Consider the following 25,389-nt stretch of genomic DNA (forward strand, 5'->3'; position numbering starts at 1 on the left):
CGCCCGCCCGCCCCCGCCCGCTCGGCCGCGGGCGGTTCGCCGGGCTGCGGCCCCCGAGCTCACCCGAGACGACGCTGCGCGGCGGTGCCGGGAGGTGGTCGGCGCTGCCCCCGCGCGAGACGGACCCCACCCGCCGCGCGCACGCGCTCGCGCGCGTCCTGCTCGACCGGCACGGCGTGCTCACGCGCGCCGTCGCCCCGGCCGAGGGCGTGGCCGGCTCGTTCCGGGCCGTGTACCGCGTGCTCAGCGAGCTCGAGGCGACCGGCGCGGCGCGGCGCGGGTACTTCGTCGAGCACCTCGGCGGGTCGCAGTTCGCGCTCCCGGGCGCGGTCGACCAGCTCCGCACGGACGCGCAGGACCGCGAGCGCGCCCTCGAGGCCACCGGGCCGGCGGACGGGACGTTCCGCGACCCCTTCCGCGCCGAGGACCACCCGTCCCGCGGCGGACCGCGGCCGGGCACGGTCCTGCTCGCGGCGACGGACCCCGCCAACCCCTACGGGGCGGCGCTGCCGTGGCCCACGCGCCCGGCCGCGGGCGACCCGGGTGCGCCCGGCGGCGAGCAGACCGGCACCGACGCCCCGCGGGGCCACCGCCCCGGACGCAAGGCGGGAGCCGTCGTCGTGCTGAGCGACGGCGACCTCGCGCTCTACGTCGAGCGCGGCGGGCGCTCCGTCCTGTCGTTCCTCGACGGCCCGCGGCTCGCGGAGGCCAGCGCCGAGCTCGTGCGCGCGGTCCGGGCGGGCCGGCTGGGGAAGGTCGTCGTGCAGCGGGTCGACGGCGTCGAGGCCCTCGCCGGCGCCGGGACGAGCGCCACCCCGGCCGACGCCGCGGTCCGGGCGCTCATGGACGCCGGCTTCCGCGCGACGCCGCGCGGGCTGCGGGCCGCATGACACGCACCGCCCGCGCCGCCGTCGCACGCCCGGAGGGCCGCAGCCGCCCGGACGGGAGTCGCCGTGCCCGAGGGTGACATCCTGCGGCTCGTCTCCGCGCGGCTCGACGAGGCCCTCGCGGGCCGGGTCCTCGTGCGCTCCGAGCTCCGTTGGCCGAGCGCGGCCGAGATCGACCTCACGGGCCGGACCGTGGTCGACAACGTCGCGTACGGCAAGCACCTCTTCACACGCTTCGACGACGGCTGGTCCCTCCACACGCACCTGCGCATGGAGGGGTCGTGGCGCGTCGCGCGCACCGGCACGCGCGACGCGCGGGGGGTGGAGCCGAACGTCCGCGTGGTGCTCGCGAACGAGTGGTGGACCGCGGTCGGCAACCGCATCGGGATGCTGCACGTGCTCCGCACGCCCGACGAGCGCCTCGTCGTGGGACCGCTCGGGCCGGACGTGCTCGGCGACGACTTCCCGGAGGCGGGGCTCGCGGAGGCCGTGGCACGCATGCGGGCCGACGACGCGGCGGGCGGGAGCGGTCCGCGGCACCGGCCCGGGCGCGAGGCGACGGGCGTGCCCGTCGCCGAGGCCCTGCTCGACCAGCACCTCGTCGCGGGCATCGGGACGATCTACACCGCGGAGTCGCTGTTCGCGGAGCGGCTCTACCCGTGGACCGCGGTCCGCGACGTCGAGGACCTCGAGGGCCTGCTCCTCACGGCGCGCCGGCTCATGCAGCGGACCGTGCGGCACGGGTTCGACCCGCGCGCCGGGGTCGTGCGGCTCGTGCACGGGCGCACACGAAAGGCGTGCCACGTGTGTGGCACGCCTATCGCCGAGGGCACGGCGAACGAGCCGCCGTACGACCGACCGATCTTCTGGTGTCCCTCGTGCCAGTCGCCGCCCGGGGGCCGGTGACGGCGGGCGTCGCTGCCTCGCCACCTGCCCCGGGTCGGCCCCGGTGCCCGACCGTCAGCCGACGGGCTGCAGGTCCTCGCGCCGTGCCGTGCCGTCGGGGTTCTGCCGCCCGAGCACGGCCGTCGCGAAGTCGGCCGGGATGGTGTCCGGGATGAGCAGGCCCTCGGCGACGGCGACCCGGTCGCTGACCTCACGGAGCACCAACGACATCGGGATGTCGAGCGCCTCGCAGATCGAGCCGAGGAGCTCCGACGACGCTTCCTTCTGGCCGCGCTCGACCTCGCTGAGGTAGCCCAGCGAGACCCGTGCGGCGGAGGACACCTCTCGCAGGGTGCGCCCCTGTCGCTGGCGAGCGTCTCGCAGCACGTCTCCGATCTCACGTCGAAGAACAATCATCTGGCGACCCCCTTCCGTGTCCCGTGCGCTCCCGGGGGCCGGGGAGGCCCCCACCTGGGTGCGCGAACTGCTCGTACCGGTCTTCCTGTTCACTGCCCCGCGTGACGGGGTCGTCCTACCGTACCCCGACCGCGGCCCGCTCACGTCTCCTGCACGACGTGCCGGACGCGCCGCGGGGGCGTTGTCCGGGCGTCCCACCGGTCGGGTGGCGGTCCTGTTGGCGATCACGTGCTGTGCAACGTCCCGACGTGGGGCGTTGTTCCCGCGCGCGGAGCCGCCCCAAGCCCCCGCGCCACGTTCACGACGTCTCCACGAGCGGCCGCGCCGGCCGCGTCGACGGCGCCCGGGCGGACCCGCGAATCACCCGCCGTTTTCACCCGTGCCGGCGCCCTCGGCAGGCTCGGCGCCGACGACCGCCCGCGCGAGCGCGAGCGCCGCGGCGACCGTTCCCGCGCGCACCGCCGTGCGGTCGCCCGGGACGTGCAGGTGCCGCACCTCCGCCCCGCGGGGACTGCTCACGGCGACGTAGACCGTGCCGGGCGGCTGCCCGTCCTGCGGGTCGGGTCCCGCGACCCCGGTCGTCGCGACGCCGACGTCCGCGCCGAGCACCGCGCGCACGCGCTCCGCCATCTGGCGAGCGACCTCCGGGTGGACGGCCCCGTGCGCGGCGAGCAGGCCCGCGTCGACCCCGAGCACCGACTCCTTGACGTCCGTCGCGTACGCGACGACCGCGCCGCGGAGCACGCGCGACGCCCCCGGCACGTCGACGACCGTCGCCGAGAGCAGGCCCCCGGTGAGCGACTCGGCCGTCGCGAGCGACCACCCGCGGGCCTCGAGGTCGCGCAGCAGGGCGGCGACCTCGCCCGGTCCGGGCGTCCCCGCGGCGCCGGTCACGACGCCGACGCGCCGTCCGCGCCCGCGCCGGGCTCGACGAGCCGCGCGGCGCGGATCGCGTCGCGGCGCAGCCGCCACCCCTGGTAGGCGTACTCCAGGCCGGTCACGACCGTCACGAGGATCGCCGCCGCGAGCACGACCCAGGCCACGACCGCGACCCAGACGGGCAGGTGCGCGAGCGGCAGGAGGAACAGGGTGATGGCGACGGTCTGGAGCACCGTCTTGAGCTTGCCGCCGCGCGACGCGGGCATGACCGCGTACTTGAGGACCGCGAAGCGCAGGAGCGTCACGCCGAGCTCGCGTGCCAGCACGACCACCGGGACCCACCAGGGCAGCTCGCCCAGCGGCCACGCGAGCAGCACGAGCGCCGTGCCGACGAGGAGCTTGTCCGCGATCGGGTCGAGCAGCTTGCCGAGGTCCGTGACGAGGTCGTAGCGCCGCGCGAGGTACCCGTCGAGACGGTCCGATGTCGCGGCGACGACGAAGATCCCCGTGGCGACGAGGCGCCACGTGACGGACTCGCCACCGTCGACGAGGAGCGCCCACGCGAAGAACGGGACGAGCAGGATCCGCGCCATGGTGACGAGGTTCGCGGAGTTCCACGGCGAGGGGACGGCGGTGACCACGTCACCAGCCTAGGGGGTCGGCGCGGGTGCGACGGCCGTCGTCCACCGCGCGCGGGCGATCAGCGCCAGCCGGACTCGACGTCCGCGCCGTCGTGGTAGTCCGTCGCGACCGGCGGCATGTGGCCGTCCGTGCCCTCGCCGTAGTCGTGCCCGCCGCCCGCCGGCGCGGGCGCCGCCGCGGCGTCCGCCTGGCCGTCGAACACCTCCTGCGCCGGCTCCCCGCGGATCAGCGCGAGCGCCGAGGGCAGCTCCTCGGGCGTCACGAGCACCTCGCGCGCCTTGGAGCCCTCGGACGGCCCGACGATCTCGCGCGACTCCAGCAGGTCCATGAGGCGGCCCGCCTTGGCGAACCCGACGCGCAGCTTGCGCTGGAGCATCGACGTCGAGCCGAACTGCGACGTCACGACGAGCTCCGCGGCCTGCAGCAGCAGGTCGAGGTCGTCGCCGATGTCCTCGTCGACCTGCTTCTTCACCGCGGCCTGCGTCACGTCCTCGCGGTACACGGGCTTGAGCTGCGCCTTGACGTGCTCGACGACCGCGTGCACCTCGGACTCCGAGACCCACGCGCCCTGCACGCGCATCGGCTTCGCGGCGCCCATGGGCAGGAACAGCGCGTCGCCCTGGCCGATGAGCTTCTCGGCACCCGGCTGGTCGAGCACGACACGCGAGTCGGCGAGCGACGAGGTCGCGAACGCGAGGCGCGAAGGCACGTTGGCCTTGATGAGGCCCGTGACGACGTCGACCGACGGGCGCTGGGTCGCGAGCACGAGGTGGATCCCCGCGGCGCGCGCGAGCTGCGTGATGCGCTGGATCGACGCCTCGACGTCGCGCGGGGCGACCATCATGAGGTCGGCGAGCTCGTCGACGACGACGAGCAGGTACGGGTACGTCGCGATCTTGCGCTCGGAGCCCGGCAGCGGCTTGACCTTGCCCGAGCGGACGGCGGCGTTGAAGTCGTCGATGTGCTTGAACCCGAACGCGGCGAGGTCGTCGTAGCGCGCGTCCATCTCGCGCACGACCCAGTCGAGCGCCTCGGCCGCCTTCTTCGGGTTCGTGATGATCGGCGTGATGAGGTGCGGGATGCCCTCGTAGATCGTCAGCTCGACGCGCTTGGGGTCGACGAGCACGAGGCGCACCTGCTCGGGCGTCGCGCGCATGAGGATCGACGTGATCATCGAGTTGATGAAGCTCGACTTGCCGGCGCCCGTCGCGCCCGCGACGAGGATGTGCGGCATCTTCGCGAGGTTCGCGACGACGTAGCCGCCCTCGACGTCCTTGCCGACGCCCATGACCATGGGGTGCTCGGTGCGGCGCGCGGCCGACGAGCGCAGCACGTCGCCGAGCACGACCGTCTCGCGGTCGGTGTTGGGGATCTCGATGCCGATCGCGGACTTGCCGGGGATCGGGGCGAGGATGCGCACGTCGGCGCTCGCGACGGCGTACGCGATGTTGTTCGACAGCGACGTGATGCGCTCGACCTTGACCTTGGGCCCGACCTCGACCTCGTAGCGCGTCACGGTCGGGCCGCGCGTGAAGCCCGTGACCTTCGCGTCGACCTCGAACTGCTCGAACGTCTGGGTCAGCGCCTCGACGACGCGGTCGTTGGCGGCCGAGCGCACCTTGTGCGGAGCGCCCTTGACGAGCGAGTCCTCGCTCGGCAGGAGGTAGACCGTGTCGCCCTCGAGCATCGGCTGCACGCCGCGCGGCAGCGGCGCGCTCGGCGGGGGCGGCGGCACGCTGCCCGCGCCGTCGTCCGGCGCAGGCGCGACCGCGGCCATCGCCGCCGCCGCGGTGTCCTGGGCGGTGCCGCCGACGGCCGCGACGACCTCGGTCGGCGCGGTCCCGGCGGCGGGCTCGTCCCGGCGGCGCCTGGCGCCTCGGCCGCGTGGGGCGGCGTCCTCCTCGTAGTCGAGGAACGCCGCGGTCTCGAACGCCTCGTCGCCCGAGAACCCGCCCTCGGGCTTCTCGATCTCGGCGGCCTCCGCGGCGCGCTGCGCCTTCGTGCGGCGCGGCTTGCGCGGGCGTCGGGCGGGCGGCGCGTCGGTCCCGTCGTGGCGCGAGACGCCCTCGGCGAGCGGGAGGCCGTCGGCGTCCACCTCCTCCGGACGGTGGTTGCCGGTGAGCACGTCGTACAGGCCGCGCAGGCGGCTCGGGATGCGGTGCACCGGCGTCGCGGTGACGACGAGCAGACCGAAGAACCCGAGCAGCAGGAAGATCGGGACGGCGAACCAGGCCGTGAGCCCCGCCGTCACCGGGGTCGCGGCGAGGTAGCCGACGATGCCGCCCGCGTCCTGCACCGCCTCGAAGCCGTCGCGCGGGGCGGGCAGGTCCTCGGAGATGTGCACGAGCGAGCACACCGACACCACGATGAGCGTGAGCCCGATCGCGACGCGCGAGTTCGCCTGCGCGCGCTCGGGGTGGCGCATGATGCGCACGGCCAGCCACAGCAGCAGGACGGGCACCGCGACGCCCGCGAGCCCGAACGTGCCCGCGACGACCCCGTGCACGACCTTGCCGAACGTGCCCTGGATGCCCCACCACTCGCGCGCCGCGACGACGACCGCGAGGGCGATGAGGAAGAACGCGACGCCGTCGCGCCGGTGTGCCGGGTCCAGCTCTCTCGCTCCCTTTCCGATGGTGCGCACGAGTGCTCCCACGCCGTGCGCGGCGCCGAGCCAGACCGCCCGCACCGCGCGGACGGGCCACGGCGGCCCCGAGGCCGGGCGCCGGGCGGGACGGCGCCCGCTCGAGGAGGAGGACCGACCACGACCGGTGCCGGAGCGCGACGCGCCGCGGGCCGTGGACGAACCGCCGCGCGCCGCCGTGCGGGGCGCTGGCGTGCGGTTGCTCGCGGTCCGACGTGCCTGCGAGGACGTCCGGGTCGCCATAGTGGTCCTAACCTACCCGTGGGGGTCGGCGCGGACGCGGACCCCGCGGGCGCGTGTCCCTGCACGCCCGACCCCGAGCCGCCCGACCGCGAGCCGCCCGACCCCGAGCCGCCGACCCCGAGCCGCGACGGTTGCGGACCTCGACCCCGATCCACCCGACGACGGGAGACCCATGCACGACCCGGCGCAGCACGGAGCGCACGACCCGGCGCGACCCGACCCGCCCGGCACGCCGGCGGGGTCCGGCCCCGCCGGACCGCCGCGGTCGGCGACCGCCCCGGCCCGCGACCTCGTCGAGGTCGTCCCGGGGGTGTGGGTCGCGACGGCCGAGATCTGGACGACCACGTCGACGGTCGCCGTGGCGCCGGACGGCGAGGCGCTCGTCGTGGACCCGGCGGTGACGGTCGCCGAGGTCGAGGGGCTGGCCGCGGCGGTCGCGGAGCGCGGCTGGCGCGTGACCGCCGGATTCGCGACGCACGCGCACTGGGACCACGTCCTGTGGTCGGCGTCGCTCGGCGGCGCGCCCCACTGGGCGACGGCGCGCGCCGTCGCCGTCGTGCGCCGGCGCCGTGCCGAGGCCCTCGCGTCCGCCGACGCGGCCGCGCCCGGTCACGACCCCGGGCTCGTGGGTGCGCTGTCCCCGCTCCCCCGCGGCGCACGCCGGCTCCCCTGGCCCACCGGCGCCCCGACCGGCCGTCCGGCGGTGACCGTCGTCGAGCACGACGCGCACGCCCCGGGCCATGCGGCGCTCGTGGTCCGCACGGCGCACGGCAGCGTGCTCCTGGCGGGCGACATGCTCTCCGACACGGAGGTGCCGCTCGTCGACGGCGGCTCGCGCGACCCCGTCGGGGTGTACCGCGGCGCGCTCGACGTGCTCGGCCGCGCGGCACGCGACGTGGACGCCGTCGTCCCGGGCCACGGGCGCCCGGCCGTCGGCCGCACCGCGATCGACGAGCGCCTCGCGGCGGACCGGTCCTACCTCGACGCGCTGGCGGCGGCCGCGGCGGGTCGGGGCACGACGCCGGTCGACGACCCGCGCCTGACGGGCTACGTCGCGACGTGGCACGACGAGCAGCTCACGGCGCTCCGCGGGCGCTGACGCCGCGCGGACCCGCGGGCACGCCCCCGGGCACCGCCGACGCGCGGGCCGGGCTCGGTCGTCGCCCGAGCCCGGCCGGCCGGGCGGTCGCGGCGTCGAGCGCCCGCTCGTCGGTGACGAGGCGGTGCACGCGGCGCGCCGCGACGTGCAGCGCGTCGAGGTCGGAGTCGTGGACGCTCACCGTGCCACCCTCGCAGTCGAGCCCGACCGCGTCACGCTCGACCGCCCGGCGGCCTCAGGCGAGGAACAGCCCGATCGCGAGCGTCACGACTCCGGCGGCCAGCACGGCGCCGCCGACGGGGAGCAGCACGACCGCCCGGTTGGGCGCCTCGCGCCCGGTGCCCGCCGCAGACAGGAAGAACCCGCCGGGCAGGAGGATCGCCGCGACGAGCACCCCGGTGCCGGCGAGCCAGCGCCAGAAGCCCGTGAGGTCGGTGGCCTCCGCGAGGAGGAGGCACACGAGGCCGAGGATCACGAGGACGCCCGCGTGGGCGTGCCCCGCGCGGAAGAACGAGGTCTGGAAGCCCGTCGCGGGCACGCGCCGCGTGACGACCCTGACGAGGAACGCCCCGCCGGACTCGATCCCGACGACGGTGAGGAGGACGATGCCCGCGGTGATGCGGGCGGCGTCGGTGAGCTCGAGCACAGGGGCCTCCGAGGGCGAGGGTGCGCGGCGCGCACGTGTTTACGAACACTGTTATCGAACACCGTTCGCAAACATCCGTCAAGGCCCGTAGACTCGGCGCGTGGCCCGACCCCGACTGCACGACGACGCCCTGCGCGACCGCCTCCTCGACGTGGCGTCGCGCGCCATCTCCGAGCACGGCGAGAGCGCCGTGACCGTCCGCGCGGTCGCGACCGCCGCGGGCACCAGCGCGTCGGCCGTCTACGCGCTCTTCGGCAGCCGCGACGACCTCGTCGCGGCCGTCTCCGCCGAGGGGTTCCGGCGGTTCGCCGCGCACCTCGAAGCCGTCCCCCGGACCGCCGACCCGGCGGCCGACCTCGCAGCGCTCGGGCGCGCGTACCGGGCCTTCGCGCTCGCCGACCCGCACTTCTACGCGGTGATGTTCGCGCGCGGCGTCCGGCCGGGCGCGGACCGCACACGCGCGGTGGAGGAGCGCACCTTCGGCGTCCTGCGCGACGCCGTCGCGCGCCTCGTGCCCGACGCGGACGTCGCGCAGGACGTCTCCCTGGGGCTGTGGGGGCTCGTGCACGGGCTCGTGTCGCTCGAGCTCGCGGGCCTCGTCCCGGGCGACGAGGCCCAGCGGGCCGCGCACTACGCGGGTGCGCTCGGCGCCGTCGGGCCCGGCCTCGTCGCCGCGCGGCGGGCTCCCTGACGCGCCAGAACCGCGGACGGGGCGCGCCACGTCGCGGCGCGCCCCGTCCGGCGGGCTCAGCCCCCGGCGGGGCCGAGGTGGCGCGTCACCGCTGCCCGTCGGCGCCGAACGCGCGCTGCGCGGCCGTCGTCTCGCGCACCGTGCGCACCCAGAAGACGAGGGCGAGGACGACCCCGACCGTCGCGGCGGTCTCCAGGACCGGCAGCAGCACGAACGTCTCGGCGGGGCCCGCCGTCGTCAGGGTCGTCAGCTGCGCGGCGAGGTTGGACGCGACCGAGAACGTCAGCCACCCCGCCCACCACCACCCGAGCCCGGGACGGGGGCGGGAGGTCGTCGCGGCGCGGACGTCGCGCACCACCTGGTAGGGGAACCACAGCGAGACGACGGGCACGAACCACGCGAGCCAGACCCACACGCGGCTGCGCGCGTGGCGCGCCCCGGGCGAGACGGCCTCCGCGAAGGTGCGGCTCTGCCACAGCCACACGCACGTCACCACGCCCGCCGCGACCTGGAACGGGAGGAGCAGGAAGGACGTGCCGTCGTACGCGGTCACGACGTCGACGCTCGCGGTGCCCTCTCGCGCGGCGCTCGCGAAGTCGCCCGCCGCCGCGAAGGACGTGAGCCAGACGATCGCCTGCACGGCCGTGACGAGGATCGCGAGGGCCACGGTCGCCGTCGCGAGACTGCCGGGGACCGGCGGGCGCGGCGCCCACCCGGACCACGACCCGGGCGCGCCGTACGCAGGAGGCGGGACGGGCGCGTACTGCCCGTACGCGGGCGCCGGCCGCCCGTACACGGGAGCCGGGGTGTGCTGCCCGTAGGCGGGAGCCGGCTGCCCGTAGGCGGGAGCCGGGGCGTGCTGCCCGTACACCGGGACGGGCGGGTGCGGCCCGGGGGCTGCGGGCGGTCCGGGCTGGTCGCCGGACGGGCGGGCGTGCGGCGGGACCCCGTACGGGTCGTGGGCGGTCACAGAGCCTCCTGGGCTGGTCGGGGCGCCAGCATACTGACGCCCCGACCAGCGACGGGACCCGGTCCGCCGGTCGTCGGAGGACTACGCCTCGACGACGACCGGGACGATCATCGGACGACGGCGCAGGCGGTTCGACACCCACCGGCCGATGACGCGGCGCATGACCTGCTGGAGCTGGTGCGTGTCCGTCGCACCGCCCGCGATCGCGTCCTCGAGGGCCTGGACCACCTCGGGCCGGATGTCCTCGAACACGGTGTCGTCCTCGGCGAACCCGCGCGCCAGGATCTGCGGCCCGGCGAGGACCTTGCCCGTCGCGGAGTCGACGACGGCGAACACCGAGACGAAGCCCTCCTCGCCGAGGATCCGCCGGTCCTTGAGCTCGGCGTCGGTGAGCTCGCCGACGCTCGACCCGTCGACGTACACGTACCCGCACGGCACGGCGCCCACGACGGACGCCCTGCCGTCGACGAGGTCGACGACGACGCCGTCCTCGGCGAGCACGACGCGGTCGGCGGGCACACCCGTGCGGACCGCGAGCGCCCCGTTGGCGACGAGGTGGCGCACCTCGCCGTGCACGGGCATGACGTTCTTGGGCTTGAGCACGTTGTAGCAGTAGAGGAGCTCGCCCGCGCTCGCGTGCCCGGACACGTGCACCTTGGCGTTGCCGCCGTGCACGACGCGCGCGCCGAGGCGCGTGAGGCCGTTGATGATGCGGAACACGGCGTTCTCGTTGCCCGGGATGAGCGACGACGCGAGGATCACGGTGTCGCCGTGGCCGACCTGGACCTTGTGGTCCCCGTTCGCCATGCGCGACAGCGCCGCCATGGGCTCGCCCTGGGACCCGGTGCACATGAGGACGATCTCGTCGTCGCGCAGCGAGTCGACCTTCTTGAGGTCGATGAGCACGCCCTCCGGCACGTGGAGGTAGCCGAGCTCGGCCGCGATGGTCATGTTGCGGACCATCGACCGCCCGACGAGCGCGACGCGGCGCCCGTGGTGGTGCGCGGCGTTCAGCACCTGCTGGACGCGGTGCACGTGCGACGAGAAGGACGCGACGATGATGCGCTTCTCGGACGCGGCGAACACGTTGTCCAGCACCGGGCCGATCTCGACCTCGGGCGTGACGAAGCCGGGCACCTCGGCGTTGGTCGAGTCGACCATGAACAGGTCGACGCCCTGCTCACCGAGGCGCGCGAAGGCGCGCAGGTCGGTGATGCGCCCGTCGAGCGGGAGCTGGTCCATCTTGAAGTCGCCCGTGTGCAGCACGGTCCCGGCGCCGGTCGTCACCGCGACCGCGAGCGCGTCGGGGATCGAGTGGTTCACGGCGACGAACTCGCAGCGGAACACGCCGAGCTGCTCGACCTGCCCCTCCTTGACCGCGAGGGTCACGGGCGAGATGCGGTGCTCCTTGAGCTTCGCCTCGACGAACGCGAGCGTGAGCTGCGACCCGACGAGCGGGATGTCGCGGCGCAGGCGCAGCAGGTACGGCACCGCGCCGATGTGGTCCTCGTGGCCGTGCGTGAGGACGATGGCCTCGATGTCGTCGAGCCGGTCCGCGATGTAGTCGAAGTCCGGGAGGATGAGGTCGACGCCGGGCTGGTTGTCCTCGGGGAAGAGGACGCCGCAGTCGATGACGAGCAGTCGTCCGTCGTACTCCAGGACGGCCATGTTGCGGCCGACCTCGCCGAGCCCGCCGAGGGCGACGACGCGCAGCCCTCCGGCGGGGAGCTCGGGAGGCAGGGAGAGTTCGGGGTGGGGATGGCTCACGGGGCCTCCTGTCGTGGCTGAGCCGGGGTTTCGAGGGCTCCTGCCCTCGCTAGTTCGTGGTCACGGCGACCGCGGCCGCCGGGGTGCCCGCGCGCCCGAGCACGCCCGCGGCGGCGAGGGCGTCGCGCACGAGCGCGACCTCCTCCTCGCTCGCGGCGACGTTCGGCAGGCGCAGCGCGCGGTTGTCGGTGACGCCGAGCAGCTCGACGGCGGCCTTGGCCATCACGGCCTGGAAGCCCGTGCCGTTGAGCGCGTCGATGACGGGCGTCGTGGCGAGGAAGACGTCGAGGGCGCCCGCGTGGTCGCCCGCGTCGAAGCGGCGCACGACCTCGGCGAACGGCCCGGCGACCGCGTGCGCGGCGACCGACACGATGCCCGCGGCGCCGTGCGCGAGGAACGGCAGCAGCAGGCCGTCGTCACCGCTGTAGAACGCGAGACCGGTCGACGCCGCGAGCTTCGCGGCGGCGTACACGTCGCCCGTCGCGTCCTTGCTCGCGACGACGCGCTCGTGCTCCGCCAGCCGGGCGTACGTCGCGGGCGCGATCCGCACGCCGGTGCGCCCGGGGACGTCGTAGAGCATGACGGGCAGGTCCGCGGCGTCGGCGATCGCGACGACGTGGCGGTACACGCCCTCCTGGCTGGGGCGCGAGTAGTACGGCGCGACGACGAGCAGCCCGTCCGCGCCGGCCTCGGCCGCCTGCTCGGCCATGCGCACCGCGTGGTCCGTGTCGTTCGACCCGGCGCCGGCGACGACCGCCGCGCGGTCGCCGACCGCGTCGACGACGACGCGCACGAGGTCCTGCTTCTCCGGCGCGTGCGTCGTGGGCGACTCGCCCGTCGTGCCGCTGAGCACGAGGCCGTCGTTCCCGTCGTCCACCAGACGCTTCGCGAGCCGGGCCGCCGCGGCGAGGTCGACGGCGCCGTCGGGCGTCATCGGGGTGACCATGGCCGTGAGGACGGCACCGAACGGGCGCGCAGGGGTGGCGGGAAGGACCATGTGCACAAACTACCGTGCGGCGCGGGCGCGCACCGCGCCCGTCCGCGTCCGGCGCACGCGCGCCGCCGGGCGGGAGCCGACCGCCGCGGCCCGCCCGCGTGCGCCCTCGCGACCCGCAGGGCGATACTCGGAGCATGTCCCGCCCCGCCTCGACGTCGAGCCTCTCCCCCGCGCTCGTCGCGCACGTCCCCACCGGCCTGCTGATCGACGGGCACTGGGGTCCGGCGGAGGGCGGCGGGACGTTCGAGGTCGAGGACCCGGCGACGGAGGAGTCCCTGTTCGACGTCGCCGACGCGAGCCCCGCCGACGCGCTGCGCGCGCTCGACGCCGCGCACCGGGCCGCGCCCGCGTGGCGCGCGACGCCCCCGCGCGAGCGGGGAGAGGTGCTGCGCGCCGTCCACGACCGGGTCGTCGCGCGCGCCGACGACGTGGCCGCGCTCATCACCGCCGAGTGCGGCAAGCCGCGCGCGGAGGCGCGCGCCGAGGTCCTGTACGGCGCCGACTTCCTGCGCTGGTACGCCGAGCAGGCGGTGCGGGCCGAGGGGCTCGCCCGGACCGCACCGGCCGGCGGGAACCGCCAGCTCGTCTTCCGCCGGCCCGTGGGTCCGGCGCTGCTCGTCACGCCGTGGAACTTCCCCATCGCGATGGCGACCCGCAAGATCGCCCCGGCGCTCGCGGCCGGCTGCACGGTCGTGGTCAAGCCCGCGCGCCTCACGCCGCTCACGACGGCGCTCGTGGCCGAGGTGATCCGGTCCGAGCTCGCGGAGCGCGGTCTGCCGACGGGCGTCGTCAACGTCCTGCCCTCCTCGCGCGCCGCGGACGTCACCGAGCCGCTCCTGGCCGACGAGCGTCTGCGCAAGCTGTCGTTCACGGGCTCGACGGCCGTCGGGCGCACGCTGCTCGAGAAGGCCGCGCCGCAGGTGCTGCGCACGTCGATGGAGCTCGGCGGGAACGCGCCGTTCCTCGTGTTCGCCGACGCGGACCTCGACGCCGCGGTCGAGGGCGCGCTCGTCGCGAAGCTCCGCAACGCGGGCCAGTCGTGCGTCGCGGCGAACCGCTTCCTCGTGCACGACGCCGTCGCGCGCGAGTTCGCGCAGCGCCTCGCGACCGCGTTCGAGGGCCTGCGGGTGGGTCCCGGCGCGCAGGAGGGGACTCAGGTTGGGCCGCTCGTCGAGGCCAAGGCCGTCGACAAGGTCGCGGAGCTCGTCGACGCGGCGTCCGACGGCGGTGCGCAGGTCCTCACGGGCGCGGACCGGCCGCGCTCCCCCGGCCACTTCTACGCCCCGACCGTGCTGTCCGGCGTCGACCCCGACGCGCGCGTCGTCACCGAGGAGGTCTTCGGGCCCGTCGCCCCGGTCGTCGCGTTCGGCGACGACGACGAGGGCCTCGCGCTCGCGAACGCGACCGAGTACGGGCTCGCCGCGTACGCGTACACGGCGTCGCTGGACCGCGCCGTGCGCGTCGCGGAGGAGGTCGAGGCGGGCATGATCGGGATCAACCGCGGCATGGTGTCGGACGCGAGCGCCCCGTTCGGCGGGGTGAAGCAGTCCGGCCTCGGCCGCGAGGGCGGCGAGGCGGGTCTCGAGGAATACCTCGAGACGGTGTACGTCGCGCTCTGAGCACCGACGCGGCGTTGTAGCCTGGCGCTCCCCCGCCACCGACTCCCGGAGAGCCCACGCCCGTGCCCTCGACGCCCGTGCTGACCACCAGCCCGACCGCCCCCGCCCCCAGCGCCCGCGTCACGACCGTCGGGTACCTGATCTTCGCGTCCCGCTGGCTCCAGGCACCGCTCTACTTCGGCCTCATCGTCGCGCAGGTCGTCTACGTGTGGCAGTTCCTCAAGGAGCTGTGGCACCTCATCGTCGGCGGGTTCACGGGCGAGCACGTCACCGAGGACCCCCGCACCCACGAGATGGTGACGCACACGTTCGGCGCCGAGGAGATCATGCTCGCCGTCCTCGGCCTCGTGGACGTGGTCATGATCTCCAACCTCCTCATCATGGTCATCGTCGGCGGCTACGAGACCTTCGTGTCGCGCATCCGGCTCGACGGCCACCCGGACCAGCCCGAGTGGCTGAGCCACGTCAACGCGAACGTGCTCAAGACCAAGCTCGCGATGTCGATCATCGGGATCTCCTCGATCCACCTGCTGCGCACGTTCATCGACAGCGCGAGCTACACCCCGACGCAGATGATGTGGCAGACCTTCATCCACCTCGCGTTCGTGGTGTCCGCGCTCGCGCTCGCGCTCATCGACCGCATGTCCCTCACGGCGCACCAGCGCGCCGCGAACGCCGCCGCGGCGGGCGAGGGGCCCGCCGACCCGCACGCATGACCCGGCCCGACGACGTCCCGCACCCCGGGGCCGACGCCGCGCCCGGCCACGACCGGGCGCTCGACGCCGAGGTGGACGACGTCGTCGAGACGGCCGTCGAGGACGAGGTCCGCGCCGCCGTCCGCCAGGCCGTCTCGGTGTCCGTCGCGACCGGCCTGTACGGGATCTCGTTCGGTGCGCTGTCCGTCGTCGCCGGCCTCGACGTGGCGCAGACCATGGCGCTGAGCCTCCTGATGTTCTCCGGAGGGTCGCAGTTCGCGCTCATCGGCGTGGTCGGGGCGGGCGGGGCGGCCGGCGCCGCCGTCGCGACCGCGGGGTTCCTCGGCGTGCGCAACGCGCTGTACGGCGCGCAGCTCGGGCCGCTGCTCGCGCTGCGCTCGTGGCACAAGGTGCTCGCGGCCCAGTTCACGATCGACGAGTCGACCGCCGTCGCGACCGCCCAGCGCTCGCGCCGCGCGGTCCGCGCCGGGTTCTGGTGGACGGGCGTCGGGATCTTCGTGCTGTGGAACGCCATGACGCTCGTCGGGGCGCTCGCAGGCGATGCCCTCGGCGACCCGCGCGCGTGGGGTCTCGACGCAGCCGCAGCGGCGGCGTTCCTCGGTCTCCTGTGGCCGCGGCTCGCGGCCCGCGCCATGCAGCTCACGGCCGCGGCCGCAGTGGTCGTCGCAGCCGTGCTCGTGCCCCTCGCCCCGGGCGGCGTGCCGGTGCTCGCCGCGGCCGGCGTCGCGATCGTCGTCGGGCAGGTGGACGCCCGCCGCCGTCCGGCGCCCGGGCCACGGCCGGGGGCGGACCCAGGAGAGGAGAGGTCATGACCACGGCGACCGTGTGGGTCGTGGTGCTCGCCGCGTCGGCGGTGTGCTTCGCGCTCAAGCTCGCGGGGCACCTCGTGCCCGAGCACTGGCTCGCCGACGAACGCGTGGCGCGCACCGCCGCCCTCGTCACCGCGGCGCTCCTCGCCGCGCTCGTCACGGTGCAGACCGTCGGCGACGGCCAGGCGCTCGTGGTGGACGCCCGCCTGCCCGCGGTCGGCGTGGCCGCGGTCGCGCTCGCGCTGCGCGCGCCGTTCATCCTCGTGGTCGTGCTCGCCGCGGTCACCGCCGCGGGCCTGCGCGCCCTCGGCTGGGGCTGAGCACGACCCGTCCCCGGGGCCGGACGGTCGCCTCGGTCTCGTAGGGTGAACCCGTGAACCTGTTCCGCGAGACCGCCGACGTCTCCGTCCGCCCTGCCGTGCCCGGCGACGACGTCGCGATGACCGCGATCCAGGTCGGGGCGTGGCGCGCGTCGCACGCCGAGGTCCTGGGCGAGGACGTGCTCGACGCGCTCGACACCGTCCGGATGCGTGAGCAGTGGGCCGCGGCGATCTCGTCGCCCCCGGGCCCGGGCTTCGCCGTGCTCGTCGCGTGCGCGGGCGCCGACGTGGTCGGGTTCGCCGCCGTCTCCCCCGGGCAGGTCCTCGCGCTCGAGGTCGAGCCACGCCACCAGCGCGGCGGGCACGGCTCGCGGCTGCTGTCCGCCGCGGTCGACCGGCTGCGGCGCGACGGCGCGCACGAGGTCGTCACCTGGGTGCTCGACGGCGACGACGCGCGCGAGGCGTTCCTCGCCGGCGCCGGCCTCGGCCCCGACGGGCGCACCCGCACGCTCGCGACCGGGCTCCGCGACGTCGTCGAGCGCCGCTGGGTCGCCGAGATCTGAGCACGACGGCCGTCACACGCCCGTGACACGGCCGTGACCCGCCCGGCCCCCTGACCTGCGAGGATCGACCGCCATGGGCATCCTCACCGACTACTTCGCCGCCCCCGACGACGCGCGGGCGGCGGTCGCCGCGCCCACGGGCCCGAGCGCACCCGACTTCCTGACGTCCCAGCCCGGCTTCGCGACCGTGGAGCTCACGGGCATCGACCCGTTCGTCGTGCTGGGCAGCCTCGCGAGCCTGCTCACCGGCCGCCCCTACCGCGAGGTGACCGCCGACGCGCGCCACGGCTCGCTCGTCGCGTCGGTGGGCGACGAGGGGCCGTGGGTCGTCTCCGTGACCGACACGCTCGTCGCCGCGCTCGCGGGGTCGACGCCCGCCGCGCTCGAGCACGTGGCCGTGCGGTGGTCCGCGACCGAGGAGCTCGCCGGGTCCGACCCCGCGGCACTCGCCCGGGCGCTGCACCGGCTTGCGGCGCTGTGCGTGCGCGCGGACGACGCGGGCCACCGGGTGTACTGCTGGACGAGCCTGTGAGCCCGGCGCGGACCGGCCGTCAGCCCCGGCGCCGCGCTCGGTAGAGGGCCGCGGCCTTGCGCAGCGCCTCGCGCGCGCGCCGCCGGTCGCGCGCCGCGTCGTACGCGAACGCGAGGTGGTACCAGGCCTCCCAGCTCTGCGGGTCGGCGTCGACGGCGTCGCGGTAGCGGCCGAACGCCGCGTCGGCGGCCTCGCGGTCGATGCGGCCGCCCGGCGAGCGCGGCAGGTCGTCGACGGGGAGACGGTCACGCGCCGCGAGGTCGTCCGCCATGCCCTGCACGGTCCCGGCCAGGAGGAACTCGCGCCCCACCAGCCCGACGACGAGCAGGGGCAGCACGAGCACGCCCGCGCCGATCACCATGGCGACCGGCTCGCCCGTGCCGACGAGCGCCGCCGCGCGTCCCGCGACCTGCCACACGTACAGCGCGAGGAGGAGCGTGACGAGGACCGCGCCGACGATCGCCTTCCACGGCCGGCCGGCCCGCGCGCGCCCGCCCGCCCGCTCAGGACCGCCGTCGTGCGGGGCGCCGTCCGGGGTGCTCACGCGAGGTCCAGCACGTTCTCGAGACCGACGGTCAGGCCCGGCCGCGCGGAGACCTCGCGCACCGCGAGCAGGACGCCCGGCATGAACGAGACCCGGTCGAACGAGTCCTGGCGGATGACGAGCTGCTCCCCCGCGTTGCCGAAGAGGATCTCCTCGTGCGCGACGAGGCCGCGCAGGCGCACGGCGTGCACGCGCACGCCGTCGACGTCCGCCCCCCGCGCCTCCCAGCCCGACTCGGTCGCGTCCGGGCTCGGTCCGAGGCCCGCGTCCGCGCGCGCGGCCGCGATCGCGGCGGCGGTGTGCCGGGCCGTGCCCGACGGCGCGTCGACCTTGTCCGGGTGGTGGAGCTCGACGACCTCGGCGGACTCGAAGTACCGGGCGGCCTTCGCGGCGAACGTCATCGCGAGCACCGCGGACAGCCCGAAGTTCGGGGCGATGAGCACGCCGAGCGACGGCCCGCCGTCGGCGGCGACGCGCGCGAGGTGCTCGACGACCCGGCCGCGGCTCTCGTCCGTCCAGCCGGTCGTGCCGACGACGGCGTGCACCCCGGCGTCGATCAGCGCGTGCACGTTCGCCTCGGTCGCGGACGGGACGGTGAAGTCGACGGCGACCTGCGCGCCGCGCAGCGTCTGCGGGGTCACCTCGTCGCCCGCGTCGAGGCGCGCGACGAGCTCGAGGTCCGCGGCGCCCTCCACGGCGGCGCAGACCGTCGCCCCCATGCGGCCCGCGGCGCCGAGCACGGCGACGCGCAGCGGTCCGCCCGGGCCCCGGCCCGCGGCGGTCTCGTCGGTCGGGGACGCGGTCGTGTTCTGCTCGCTCACGCCCGTCACCCTATCGCCGCGCGGCGGGTCGCCCGCGGGGCATCCGCCGTCGCGGACGGAGGACGAGACGGCGGCCGGGTCGGCACGCGACGACCAGGCGCACGCAGGACGAGGGGCGCGAGGCGCAGCACGACGGCGGCCGCTCTCCCGCAGGAGGACGGCCGCCGTCGACGGAGTGTGCGCGAGGCCGGGCTCAGTCGCCGAACGGTCCCACGCGCACCACGGAGCGCGGACGCGAGGCGAGCTCGCCCGCGAGCTTGCGGACGTCGTCGGCCGTGACCGACCGGATCGCGTCGAGCGACTCCTCGACGCTCAGCAGCTCGCCGTACACGAGCTCGGCCTTGCCGAGCCGGCTCATGCGCGAGCCGGAGTCCTCGAGGCCGAGGACCATGCCGCCCGAGAGCTGGCCGATGCTGCGGTCGAGCTCGGCACCGGTGATGCCGTCGTCCGCGAGGCGGTCGAGCTCGGCGTGGAGCAGCGCCGTGACCTCGTCGACCTTCGACGGCGCGCACCCGGCGTAGAGGCCGAAGGTGCCGATGCCGCCGTGGCCGGACGCGAAGGAGTACGTCGAGTACGCGAGGCCGCGCCGCTCCCGGATCTCCTGGAAGAGGCGCGAGCTCATGCCGCCGCCCAGCACCGCGCTGAGCACGGAGAGCGTGAAGCGGCGGTCGTCCGTCGCGGACAGGCCCGTGCCGCCCACGACGACGTTCGCCTGCTCGACGGCCCGGTGGACCGACAGCTCGACACCCGTCGCCCCGACGCCCGCGAGCGCGGGGTCGTGCGGGTCGCGGCGCGCACGTGGCGCGGCGGCCGCGTCGAGCGACCAGCCCCCGTCGCGCAGCGCCTGCTCGACCTGGGCGACGAGCGTGTCGTGGTCCACGCCGCCCGCCGCCGCGACGACGAGCGTCTCGGGGCGGTAGTGCCAGCGGTAGTGCTCCCACACCGCGTCACGCGGGACGGCGTTGATCGTGTCGGGCGTGCCGCCGATGGGCCGGCCGAGCGGGTGGCCGCCGAGGACGGCTGCCGCGAACTCCTCGTGTACGACGTCCGACGGGTCGTCGTCGTTCATCGCGAGCTCTTCGAGGATCACGCCGCGCTCGGTCTCGAGCTCGTCGGGGTCGAGGCGCGCGGACGTCACCATGTCGGTGATGACGTCGACCGCCATCGGCAGGTCGGCGTCGAGCACGCGCGCGTAGTAGCACGTGTGCTCCTTGCCCGTCGCGGCGTTGGCCTCGCCGCCCACGGCGTCGAACGCCTCGGCGATGTCCATCGCCGAGCGGCGCTCGGTGCCCTTGAAGAGCAGGTGCTCGAGGAAGTGGGTCGAGCCGAAGTGGCCGTCGGTCTCGTCGCGCGACCCGACGCCCACCCACGCGCCCATCGTCGCCGAGCGCAGGCCCGGCATGGACTCGGTGAGCACGCGGACCCCGCCGGGCAGGACGGAGCGACGGATCGTCGCGCCGTCCTGCCCGGCGGTCAGCTCGGCCCCGGCGTCACCCGCCGGGACGAGCGGGAGGTCCCAGGGCACGTCAGGCGTCCGCGCCCTCGGTCGCGGGAGCGTCGGCCGGAGCCTCCTCCTCGACCACGGCGTGGAGCGAGAGCTTGCCGCGCGGGTCGATCTCGCCGATCTCGACCTGGACCTTCTGGCCGATGGACAGCACGTCCTCGACGTTCTCGACGCGCTTGCCGCCCACGAGCTTGCGGATCTGGCTGATGTGCAGCAGACCGTCCTTGCCCGGGGAGAGCGAGATGAACGCGCCGAACGACGTCGTCTTGACGACCGTGCCGACGAAGCGCTCGCCGATCTCCGGGACGTGCGGGTTGGCGATCGCGTTGATCGCCGCGCGGGCGGCCTCGGCCGACGGGCCGTCGGTGGCGCCGATGTAGACGGTGCCGTCGTCCTCGATGGAGATGTCCGCGCCCGTCTCCTCCTGGATCTGGTTGATCATCTTGCCCTTGGGGCCGATGACCTCGCCGATCTTGTCGACCGGCACCTTCACGGAGATGACGCGCGGGGCGTTCGGGGACATCTCGTCGGGCACGTCGATGGCCTCGGCGAGGACGTCGAGGATCGTCAGGCGCGCGTCACGCGCCTGCGTCAGCGCACCGGCGAGCACCGAGGCGGGGATGCCGTCGAGCTTCGTGTCGAGCTGGATGGCCGTGACGAACTCGCGCGTGCCGGCGACCTTGAAGTCCATGTCGCCGAACGCGTCCTCGGCACCGAGGATGTCGGTGAGCGCCGCGTAGCGGGTCTCGCCGTCCACCGTGTCGGAGATGAGGCCCATCGCGATGCCCGCGACGGGGGCGCGCAGCGGCACGCCCGCGTTGAGCAGCGAGAGCGTCGAGGCGCACACGGAGCCCATGGACGTCGAGCCGTTGGAGCCGAGCGCCTCGGACACCTGACGGATCGCGTACGGGAACTCCTCGCGGCTCGGGAGCACCGGCACGAGCGCACGCTCGGCGAGCGCGCCGTGGCCGATCTCGCGACGCTTCGGGCTGCCCACGCGGCCGGTCTCGCCGGTCGAGTAGGGCGGGAAGTTGTAGTTGTGCATGTAGCGCTTGCGCGTCTCCGGACCGAGCGAGTCGATCTGCTGCTCCATGCGGAGCATGTTCAGCGTGGTGACGCCCAGGATCTGGGTCTCGCCGCGCTCGAACAGCGCGGAGCCGTGGACGCGCGGCAGGACCTCGACCTCGGCCGAGAGGGTGCGGATGTCCGCGAGCCCACGGCCGTCGATGCGCACGCCCTCGGTGAGCACGCGCTGGCGCACGAGCTTCTTCTGGAGCGAGCGGTAGGCGGCGGAGAGCTCCTTCTCGCGGCCGTCGAACCCGGCCTGGAGCTTGCCGACCATCTCGTTCTTGATCTCGTCGAGGCGGTTCTCGCGCGCCTGCTTGTCCGCGATCGCGAGCGCCTCGCGCAGGTCCGCCGTGACCTCGGCCTCGACGGCCGCGAACGCGTCGTCCTGGTAGTCGAGGAACAGCGGGAACTCCTGGACCTGCTTCGCCGACTGCGCGGCGAGCGCCGACTGCGCGTCGCACAGGGCCTTGATGAACGGCTTGGCCGCCTCGATGCCCTCGGCGACGACCTCCTCCGTCGGCGCGGCCACGCCCTCGTCCTTGACGAGGCCCCAGGCGCCGTCGGTGGCCTCGGCCTCGATCATCGCGATCGCGACGTCGTCGCCGACGACACGGCCGGCCACGACCATGTCGAAGACCGCGCGCTCCTTGTCGGAGTACTTGGGGAACGCGACCCACTGGCCGTCGACGAGCGCGATGCGCACCGCGCCGACCGGGCCGGAGAACGGCAGGCCGGAGATCTGCGTCGACGCCGAGGCGGCGTTGATCGCGAGCGTGTCGTACGCGTCGTCCGGGTGGATCGCGAGGACGGTGATGACGACCTGGACCTCGTTGCGCAGGCCCTTGACGAAGAGCGGGCGCAGCGGGCGGTCGATGAGGCGGCACGCGAGGATCGCGTCCGTCGAGGGGCGGCCCTCGCGGCGGAAGAACGAGCCGGGGATGCGGCCCGCGGCGTACATGCGCTCCTCGACGTCCACCGTGAGGGGGAAGAAGTCGAACTGCTCCTTGGGGTGCTTGCCCGCCGACGTGGCGGACAGCAGCATCGTCTCGTCGTCGAGGTAGGCGGCGACGGAGCCCGCCGCCTGACGCGCGAGGCGCCCGGTCTCGAACCGGACGGTGCGGGTGCCGAAGCGACCGTTGTCGATCGTGGCCTCGGCGAACTGGATCTCGGGACCCTCCACGGGTGCCCTCCCTTTCTCGAAGCGCCGCCCGGGTAGCCCTGTCGAGGGTTCCGGTCCGTGCCCCGGCGCGTGGCGCGGGGGCTCCGGTCGCACTCGACGCTCGGCGGTCTTCGATCGAGGTCCACGGCGGTTCCCGTGCGCTCCGTCCGAGGACGGGGCCGAGGGGTCCGTGAGCCACTACCGAGGACCGAACGAGAGGCCGGCGGCGCGGTGGGTGGTGTGCGGCTGGGTGGTGCTCAGCCGGGGTGTGACGGGTACATCACACCAGACCAGCCCGGTCCCCGCAGGGACCGGGCTGGCGGTGTCGTGTCAGCGACGCAGACCGAGGCGCTCGATGAGGCTGCGGTAGCGGTTGATGTCGACCTTCTGCAGGTAGCCGAGCAGGCGACGGCGCTGGCCGACGAGGAGGAGCAGACCACGACGGCTGTGGTGGTCGTGCTTGTGCTCCTTGAGGTGCTCGGTGAGGTCCTTGATGCGCTGCGTGAGGAGCGCGATCTGCACCTCGGGCGAACCGGTGTCGCCCTCGCTCGTCGCGTACTCGGTCATGATGCGCTGCTTCGTGGCAGTGTCGAGCGGCACGGTTCTCCTTCGGGTTCGTTGCGCGGTGCGCCGGGACGGTTCTCCCGGGGCTCTCTCTGTCCGCGGCCGGTCAGACGGCGCATCCATCCTACCAGCGCACGGGCTCCCTCCCCGCATCCGTCCGCACGCCGCGGTCCGCGCCGCCGCCCGCGAGGAGCCGGGCGGCGGCGCGGACCTCCGGGCTCAGGCCCCGTCGTGCCCGGCGGGGCGGCCGTCGACGGTGCGGAACGTCGTCCCGTCGTCGAGGACCAGGACGCCCGCGAAGCGCAGCAGGTCCACGAGGGTCGTGATCATCCGTCCGTCCTCGAAACGCACACCGCTCGCCGGCGTCCAACCGGTGGCGCTGCGCAGGTACGACGTCTCGTCCTCGCGCAGGAGGTAGACGAAGGTCTCGCACACGACACGGCTGCCGACCTCACCGAGGAACGCGCCGTTGCCCTGGACCTCCGCCTCGCGCAGGACGTAGTACCACAGCGGGGTGCCGGCTCCTCCCGTCGCCTCGTCGAGCGCGGCGAGGGCGGCCCCGACGGCCGCGTCCTCCCCGGCCAGCTCCGCGCGCGAGAGAGGCGTCAGGCCGAGCTCCTCCGCGACGGCCTCGCCCGTGGGCAGCGCGAGCGCGTACCCGCGCAGCAGGTTCCGGCGCGCCAGGTGCTTCAGGAGCCTGACGACCACGTCGCCCGGAGGGTCGAGCTCGGGGTCCGGCGCTTCGTTGGGGAGGTCGTCGAGCCCGCTCGCGAGGAACGGGTCGATCCTGTGCGCCTTGCGCAGCGCGGCCGGGTCGCCCTTGTCGACGAAGCGCGCCCAGTCGATCGGCCAGTTCGACGGGATGAACTCGCGCGCGCCGCCCCCCTTGGACGTGAACCGGAAGAGGTCGCCCAGGCTCGCGAGCCGGGTCGGGTCGAACTGCCCGGCGTCGTCCAGACCGTCGAAGTTGAGGTTGTAGTCGTACCCGGCGCGCACCATCGAGTGGCCGAACCGGAACGCCGCCACCGCGAACTCGAGCGGCATGGAGACGCGCCGGCGCGGGCGGTACAGCAGGGCGTGCTCGACCAGCACCGCGTCGAGGACGCCCGGCTTGGTGAGCGTGCGCAGGTAGTCGTGCAGCACCAGCCACTGGTAGTGGAAGCGCACGAGCTCCTGCGCACGGTCGAACACGGCCTGCTCGTCGACGGCGAGCCAGGGCTCGACCCGCTTGACCCAGTCGACGACGGCGTTGTGGAACCGGATCATCGCCGTGTGGAGCTGCGCCACGACGAGGTTCTCGTCGTTGCGCCCGTCCGGGATCAGCGGGCTGCCGACCTTGTGCTGCTCCGTCGCGGGGTCCTCGAGGTCCTGCTCCTGGATGCGGGGCAGGTCGCGCTGGGCGTCGTCACCGGGCGGTACGAGCGCGAACGGGCCGATCGGGTCCGTCGACACGCGTCCGAGCGCCAGCTTCGCCGAGTGCGGGACGTACGCGGCCTCGCTCCGCGTGGGCAGCGCGTCCGCGGGCGGACGGTCCAGCTGCGGCCCGGACCCGTAGAGGCTGTCGAGGTTGAGCGCCGGGTGCCGCCCGTTGTGCAGGCTCGCCACCACGACGTCGGGCGCGAAGACCCGGAAGGGCGAGTCCACGATGTCTCCGAGCACCTGGTCCCCGGGCGTCGGTTCCTCCTGGGGACCCGGCGGCTTGTCGCGGCCGTTCGTGTTGAGCGTGATGTCGTGGTCGATGAACTGGCCCCAGTAGGTGTAGACGGCGGGTGCGGAGGAGTCGAACCCCACCGGGGTGGGTTCGGCCATCGCCGTCCCGAGCGCCTCGAGAGCCGCCTTGACGGCGTCGATCGTGGCCTGGTCCCCCGACGGGAGGTGGCGTGCGGGGAACGCGGCCCGCAGGTCGCGGAACAGGTAGTCGAACGGCGTCGTGGCGTCGAAGCGTCCGGTCTCGACGTCGGCGCGCACCGCCGCCTCGGTCCCGGGCAGGAACGGCGCCACGGACAGCCGCGGGTCGCCGTCGGGCTCCGCGTGCGCGACCGTCGGGACGAAGACGTGACCGTGGCCGACGGCTCGGACGGTTCGGCCCACGGGGTCCTGGGCCAGGTCCTCGGGACCCGCGGGGGGCGGGCCGGCAGCGTGGGACGTGTCGGTCGGGTGAGCCACCATGGCTCTGCCTCTCTGTGGGAGGTCCTGCGGCCCGCGCGCGGGCCGCCGAGCGCCCGCCGGCGGCTCGCGCTCGCGCAGGGGCGTGTGCGACCGCGCCCCCTGGACTGCGGCCCGGGGATCGCGCGGCCGCGACGGACGCCGTGCACGACGGCGCCGCTCACCCGGAGGGAGGGCGCGGCACCCGGGCCCGTGACACGCGACCGTCGGGCACGCGCGCGGGTGCGGGTCGACGCG

25 protein-coding genes are annotated in these 25,389 nt (G+C 75.2%); 10 read left to right on the forward strand and 15 right to left on the reverse strand.

Annotated features, from left to right (window positions below):
* Both GJV82_RS19580 and GJV82_RS16845 read left to right on the forward strand, forming a co-directional pair.
* Positions 1–890, forward strand: an 890-nt coding sequence (locus tag GJV82_RS19580; RefSeq protein WP_455550362.1) for an Lhr family helicase, incomplete at its 5' end; no start/stop codon positions are given.
* A gap of 63 nt (positions 891–953) precedes the next feature.
* A complete protein-coding gene (locus GJV82_RS16845; protein ID WP_024840579.1) occupies positions 954–1,793 on the forward strand; it encodes a DNA-formamidopyrimidine glycosylase family protein in 840 nt (279 codons plus the stop codon).
* A 54-nt stretch (positions 1,794–1,847) separates the two neighbouring features.
* Here the strand turns inward: GJV82_RS16845 and GJV82_RS16850 are convergent, their stop codons facing one another.
* The 4 genes from GJV82_RS16850 to GJV82_RS16865 form a co-directional block, all read right to left on the reverse strand.
* Positions 1,848–2,189, reverse strand: a complete 342-nt coding sequence (locus tag GJV82_RS16850) for a helix-turn-helix domain-containing protein (protein WP_024840578.1) — start codon at positions 2,187–2,189, stop codon at positions 1,848–1,850.
* Positions 2,190–2,549: 360 nt separating this feature from the next.
* On the reverse strand, positions 2,550–3,083 hold the full coding sequence (locus GJV82_RS16855; protein WP_024840577.1) for a CinA family protein: 534 nt from the start codon (positions 3,081–3,083) through the stop codon (positions 2,550–2,552).
* Positions 3,080–3,709 carry a CDP-diacylglycerol--glycerol-3-phosphate 3-phosphatidyltransferase gene (pgsA, locus tag GJV82_RS16860; protein WP_024840576.1) on the reverse strand — a complete coding sequence of 210 codons (630 nt, stop codon included), beginning with the start codon at positions 3,707–3,709 and terminating at the stop codon, positions 3,080–3,082. The genes GJV82_RS16855 and pgsA overlap by 4 nt, the downstream gene beginning before the upstream one ends.
* A 59-nt stretch (positions 3,710–3,768) precedes the next feature.
* Entirely contained in the window at positions 3,769–6,597 is a 2,829-nt protein-coding gene (locus tag GJV82_RS16865; RefSeq protein WP_155100025.1) for an FtsK/SpoIIIE family DNA translocase, read from the reverse strand.
* Positions 6,598–6,769: 172 nt separating this feature from the next.
* On the opposite strand from GJV82_RS16865, the gene GJV82_RS16870 reads away from it, so the two are divergent.
* A complete protein-coding gene (locus GJV82_RS16870; RefSeq protein ID WP_155100026.1) occupies positions 6,770–7,696 on the forward strand; it encodes an MBL fold metallo-hydrolase in 927 nt (308 codons plus the stop codon).
* On the opposite strand, the gene GJV82_RS16875 is transcribed toward GJV82_RS16870, so the two are convergent.
* Positions 7,674–7,877 carry a hypothetical protein gene (locus GJV82_RS16875; protein ID WP_155100027.1) on the reverse strand — a complete coding sequence of 68 codons (204 nt, stop codon included), beginning with the start codon at positions 7,875–7,877 and terminating at the stop codon, positions 7,674–7,676. The two genes, GJV82_RS16870 and GJV82_RS16875, sit on opposite strands and share 23 nt — an antisense overlap.
* Before the next feature lie 54 nt (positions 7,878–7,931).
* Entirely contained in the window at positions 7,932–8,342 is a 411-nt protein-coding gene (locus GJV82_RS16880; protein ID WP_024840573.1) for a hypothetical protein, read from the reverse strand.
* Between the two features lie 100 nt (positions 8,343–8,442).
* Between GJV82_RS16880 and GJV82_RS16885 the strand changes: the two genes are divergently transcribed.
* Positions 8,443–9,033: a TetR/AcrR family transcriptional regulator gene (locus GJV82_RS16885; RefSeq protein ID WP_318657757.1), complete on the forward strand. Its 591-nt coding sequence runs from the start codon at positions 8,443–8,445 to the stop codon at positions 9,031–9,033.
* Between the two features lie 85 nt (positions 9,034–9,118).
* Here the strand turns inward: GJV82_RS16885 and GJV82_RS20820 are convergent, their stop codons facing one another.
* From GJV82_RS20820 to dapA, 3 genes are all read right to left on the reverse strand, one after another.
* The gene (locus GJV82_RS20820; RefSeq protein ID WP_155100028.1) at positions 9,119–10,003 is read right to left on the reverse strand and encodes a DUF4328 domain-containing protein; all 885 of its coding nucleotides are present in this window, start codon (positions 10,001–10,003) and stop codon (positions 9,119–9,121) included.
* An 81-nt stretch (positions 10,004–10,084) separates the two neighbouring features.
* Complete coding sequence (locus tag GJV82_RS16895; RefSeq protein ID WP_318657758.1) at positions 10,085–11,770, reverse strand: ribonuclease J; 1,686 nt, start codon at positions 11,768–11,770, stop codon at positions 10,085–10,087.
* 49 nt (positions 11,771–11,819) lie between these two features.
* Positions 11,820–12,767, reverse strand: a complete 948-nt coding sequence (gene dapA, locus GJV82_RS16900) for a 4-hydroxy-tetrahydrodipicolinate synthase (protein ID WP_155100029.1) — start codon at positions 12,765–12,767, stop codon at positions 11,820–11,822.
* A 134-nt stretch (positions 12,768–12,901) separates the two neighbouring features.
* Between dapA and GJV82_RS16905 the strand changes: the two genes are divergently transcribed.
* The 6 genes from GJV82_RS16905 (at position 12,902) to GJV82_RS16930 (ending at position 17,326) form a co-directional block, all read left to right on the forward strand.
* Positions 12,902–14,386 (forward strand): NAD-dependent succinate-semialdehyde dehydrogenase, encoded by a 1,485-nt coding sequence (locus GJV82_RS16905; RefSeq protein WP_155100030.1) that lies wholly within the window; start codon positions 12,902–12,904, stop codon positions 14,384–14,386.
* A 77-nt stretch (positions 14,387–14,463) separates the two neighbouring features.
* Entirely contained in the window at positions 14,464–15,102 is a 639-nt protein-coding gene (locus tag GJV82_RS16910; protein WP_051471651.1) for a TIGR00645 family protein, read from the forward strand.
* The gene (locus GJV82_RS16915) at positions 15,099–15,914 is read left to right on the forward strand and encodes an AzlC family ABC transporter permease (protein WP_155100031.1); all 816 of its coding nucleotides are present in this window, start codon (positions 15,099–15,101) and stop codon (positions 15,912–15,914) included. The genes GJV82_RS16910 and GJV82_RS16915 overlap by 4 nt, the downstream gene beginning before the upstream one ends.
* Positions 15,911–16,231, forward strand: coding sequence for an AzlD domain-containing protein (locus GJV82_RS16920; RefSeq protein WP_155100032.1), 321 nt, complete (start codon positions 15,911–15,913; stop codon positions 16,229–16,231). Before GJV82_RS16915 ends, GJV82_RS16920 begins: the two co-directional genes overlap by 4 nt.
* Positions 16,232–16,284: 53 nt before the next feature.
* Positions 16,285–16,794, forward strand: a complete 510-nt coding sequence (locus GJV82_RS16925) for a GNAT family N-acetyltransferase (protein ID WP_024840564.1) — start codon at positions 16,285–16,287, stop codon at positions 16,792–16,794.
* 73 nt (positions 16,795–16,867) lie between these two features.
* Positions 16,868–17,326 carry a hypothetical protein gene (locus tag GJV82_RS16930; protein ID WP_155100033.1) on the forward strand — a complete coding sequence of 153 codons (459 nt, stop codon included), beginning with the start codon at positions 16,868–16,870 and terminating at the stop codon, positions 17,324–17,326.
* A gap of 19 nt (positions 17,327–17,345) precedes the next feature.
* Here GJV82_RS16930 and GJV82_RS16935 read toward each other — a convergent pair whose 3' ends face one another.
* From GJV82_RS16935 to GJV82_RS16960, 6 genes are all read right to left on the reverse strand, one after another.
* Entirely contained in the window at positions 17,346–17,870 is a 525-nt protein-coding gene (locus tag GJV82_RS16935; RefSeq protein ID WP_404812994.1) for a hypothetical protein, read from the reverse strand.
* Positions 17,867–18,610 carry a 4-hydroxy-tetrahydrodipicolinate reductase gene (dapB, locus tag GJV82_RS16940; RefSeq protein WP_162289499.1) on the reverse strand — a complete coding sequence of 248 codons (744 nt, stop codon included), beginning with the start codon at positions 18,608–18,610 and terminating at the stop codon, positions 17,867–17,869. The genes GJV82_RS16935 and dapB overlap by 4 nt, the downstream gene beginning before the upstream one ends.
* A gap of 274 nt (positions 18,611–18,884) precedes the next feature.
* Positions 18,885–20,216 carry a M16 family metallopeptidase gene (locus GJV82_RS16945; protein ID WP_162289495.1) on the reverse strand — a complete coding sequence of 444 codons (1,332 nt, stop codon included), beginning with the start codon at positions 20,214–20,216 and terminating at the stop codon, positions 18,885–18,887.
* A gap of 1 nt (position 20,217) precedes the next feature.
* Entirely contained in the window at positions 20,218–22,443 is a 2,226-nt protein-coding gene (locus tag GJV82_RS16950) for a polyribonucleotide nucleotidyltransferase (RefSeq protein ID WP_318657759.1), read from the reverse strand.
* Between the two features lie 309 nt (positions 22,444–22,752).
* Positions 22,753–23,022: a 30S ribosomal protein S15 gene (rpsO, locus tag GJV82_RS16955; protein WP_024840558.1), complete on the reverse strand. Its 270-nt coding sequence runs from the start codon at positions 23,020–23,022 to the stop codon at positions 22,753–22,755.
* Between the two features lie 183 nt (positions 23,023–23,205).
* Positions 23,206–25,077, reverse strand: coding sequence for a peroxidase family protein (locus GJV82_RS16960; RefSeq protein ID WP_151192074.1), 1,872 nt, complete (start codon positions 25,075–25,077; stop codon positions 23,206–23,208).
* Positions 25,078–25,389 lie beyond the last annotated feature (312 nt).

Source organism: Cellulosimicrobium composti (assembly GCF_009711085.1).
GTDB classification, from domain to species: Bacteria; Actinomycetota; Actinomycetes; order Actinomycetales; family Cellulomonadaceae; genus Cellulosimicrobium; species Cellulosimicrobium composti.

Excerpts from the sequence above, each read along its gene's own strand:
- GJV82_RS16850 (WP_024840578.1), bottom strand. The coding sequence starts at position 2,189 with ATGATTGTTCTTCGACGTGAGATCGGAGACGTGCTGCGAGACGCTCGC.
- GJV82_RS16865 (WP_155100025.1), bottom strand. The coding sequence starts at position 6,597 with ATGGCGACCCGGACGTCCTCGCAGGCACGTCGGACCGCGAGCAACCGC.
- GJV82_RS16870 (WP_155100026.1), top strand. The coding sequence starts at position 6,770 with ATGCACGACCCGGCGCAGCACGGAGCGCACGACCCGGCGCGACCCGAC.
- dapA (WP_155100029.1), bottom strand. The coding sequence starts at position 12,767 with ATGGTCCTTCCCGCCACCCCTGCGCGCCCGTTCGGTGCCGTCCTCACG.
- GJV82_RS16905 (WP_155100030.1), top strand. The coding sequence starts at position 12,902 with ATGTCCCGCCCCGCCTCGACGTCGAGCCTCTCCCCCGCGCTCGTCGCG.
- GJV82_RS16915 (WP_155100031.1), top strand. The coding sequence starts at position 15,099 with ATGACCCGGCCCGACGACGTCCCGCACCCCGGGGCCGACGCCGCGCCC.
- GJV82_RS16920 (WP_155100032.1), top strand. The coding sequence starts at position 15,911 with ATGACCACGGCGACCGTGTGGGTCGTGGTGCTCGCCGCGTCGGCGGTG.
- GJV82_RS16930 (WP_155100033.1), top strand. The coding sequence starts at position 16,868 with ATGGGCATCCTCACCGACTACTTCGCCGCCCCCGACGACGCGCGGGCG.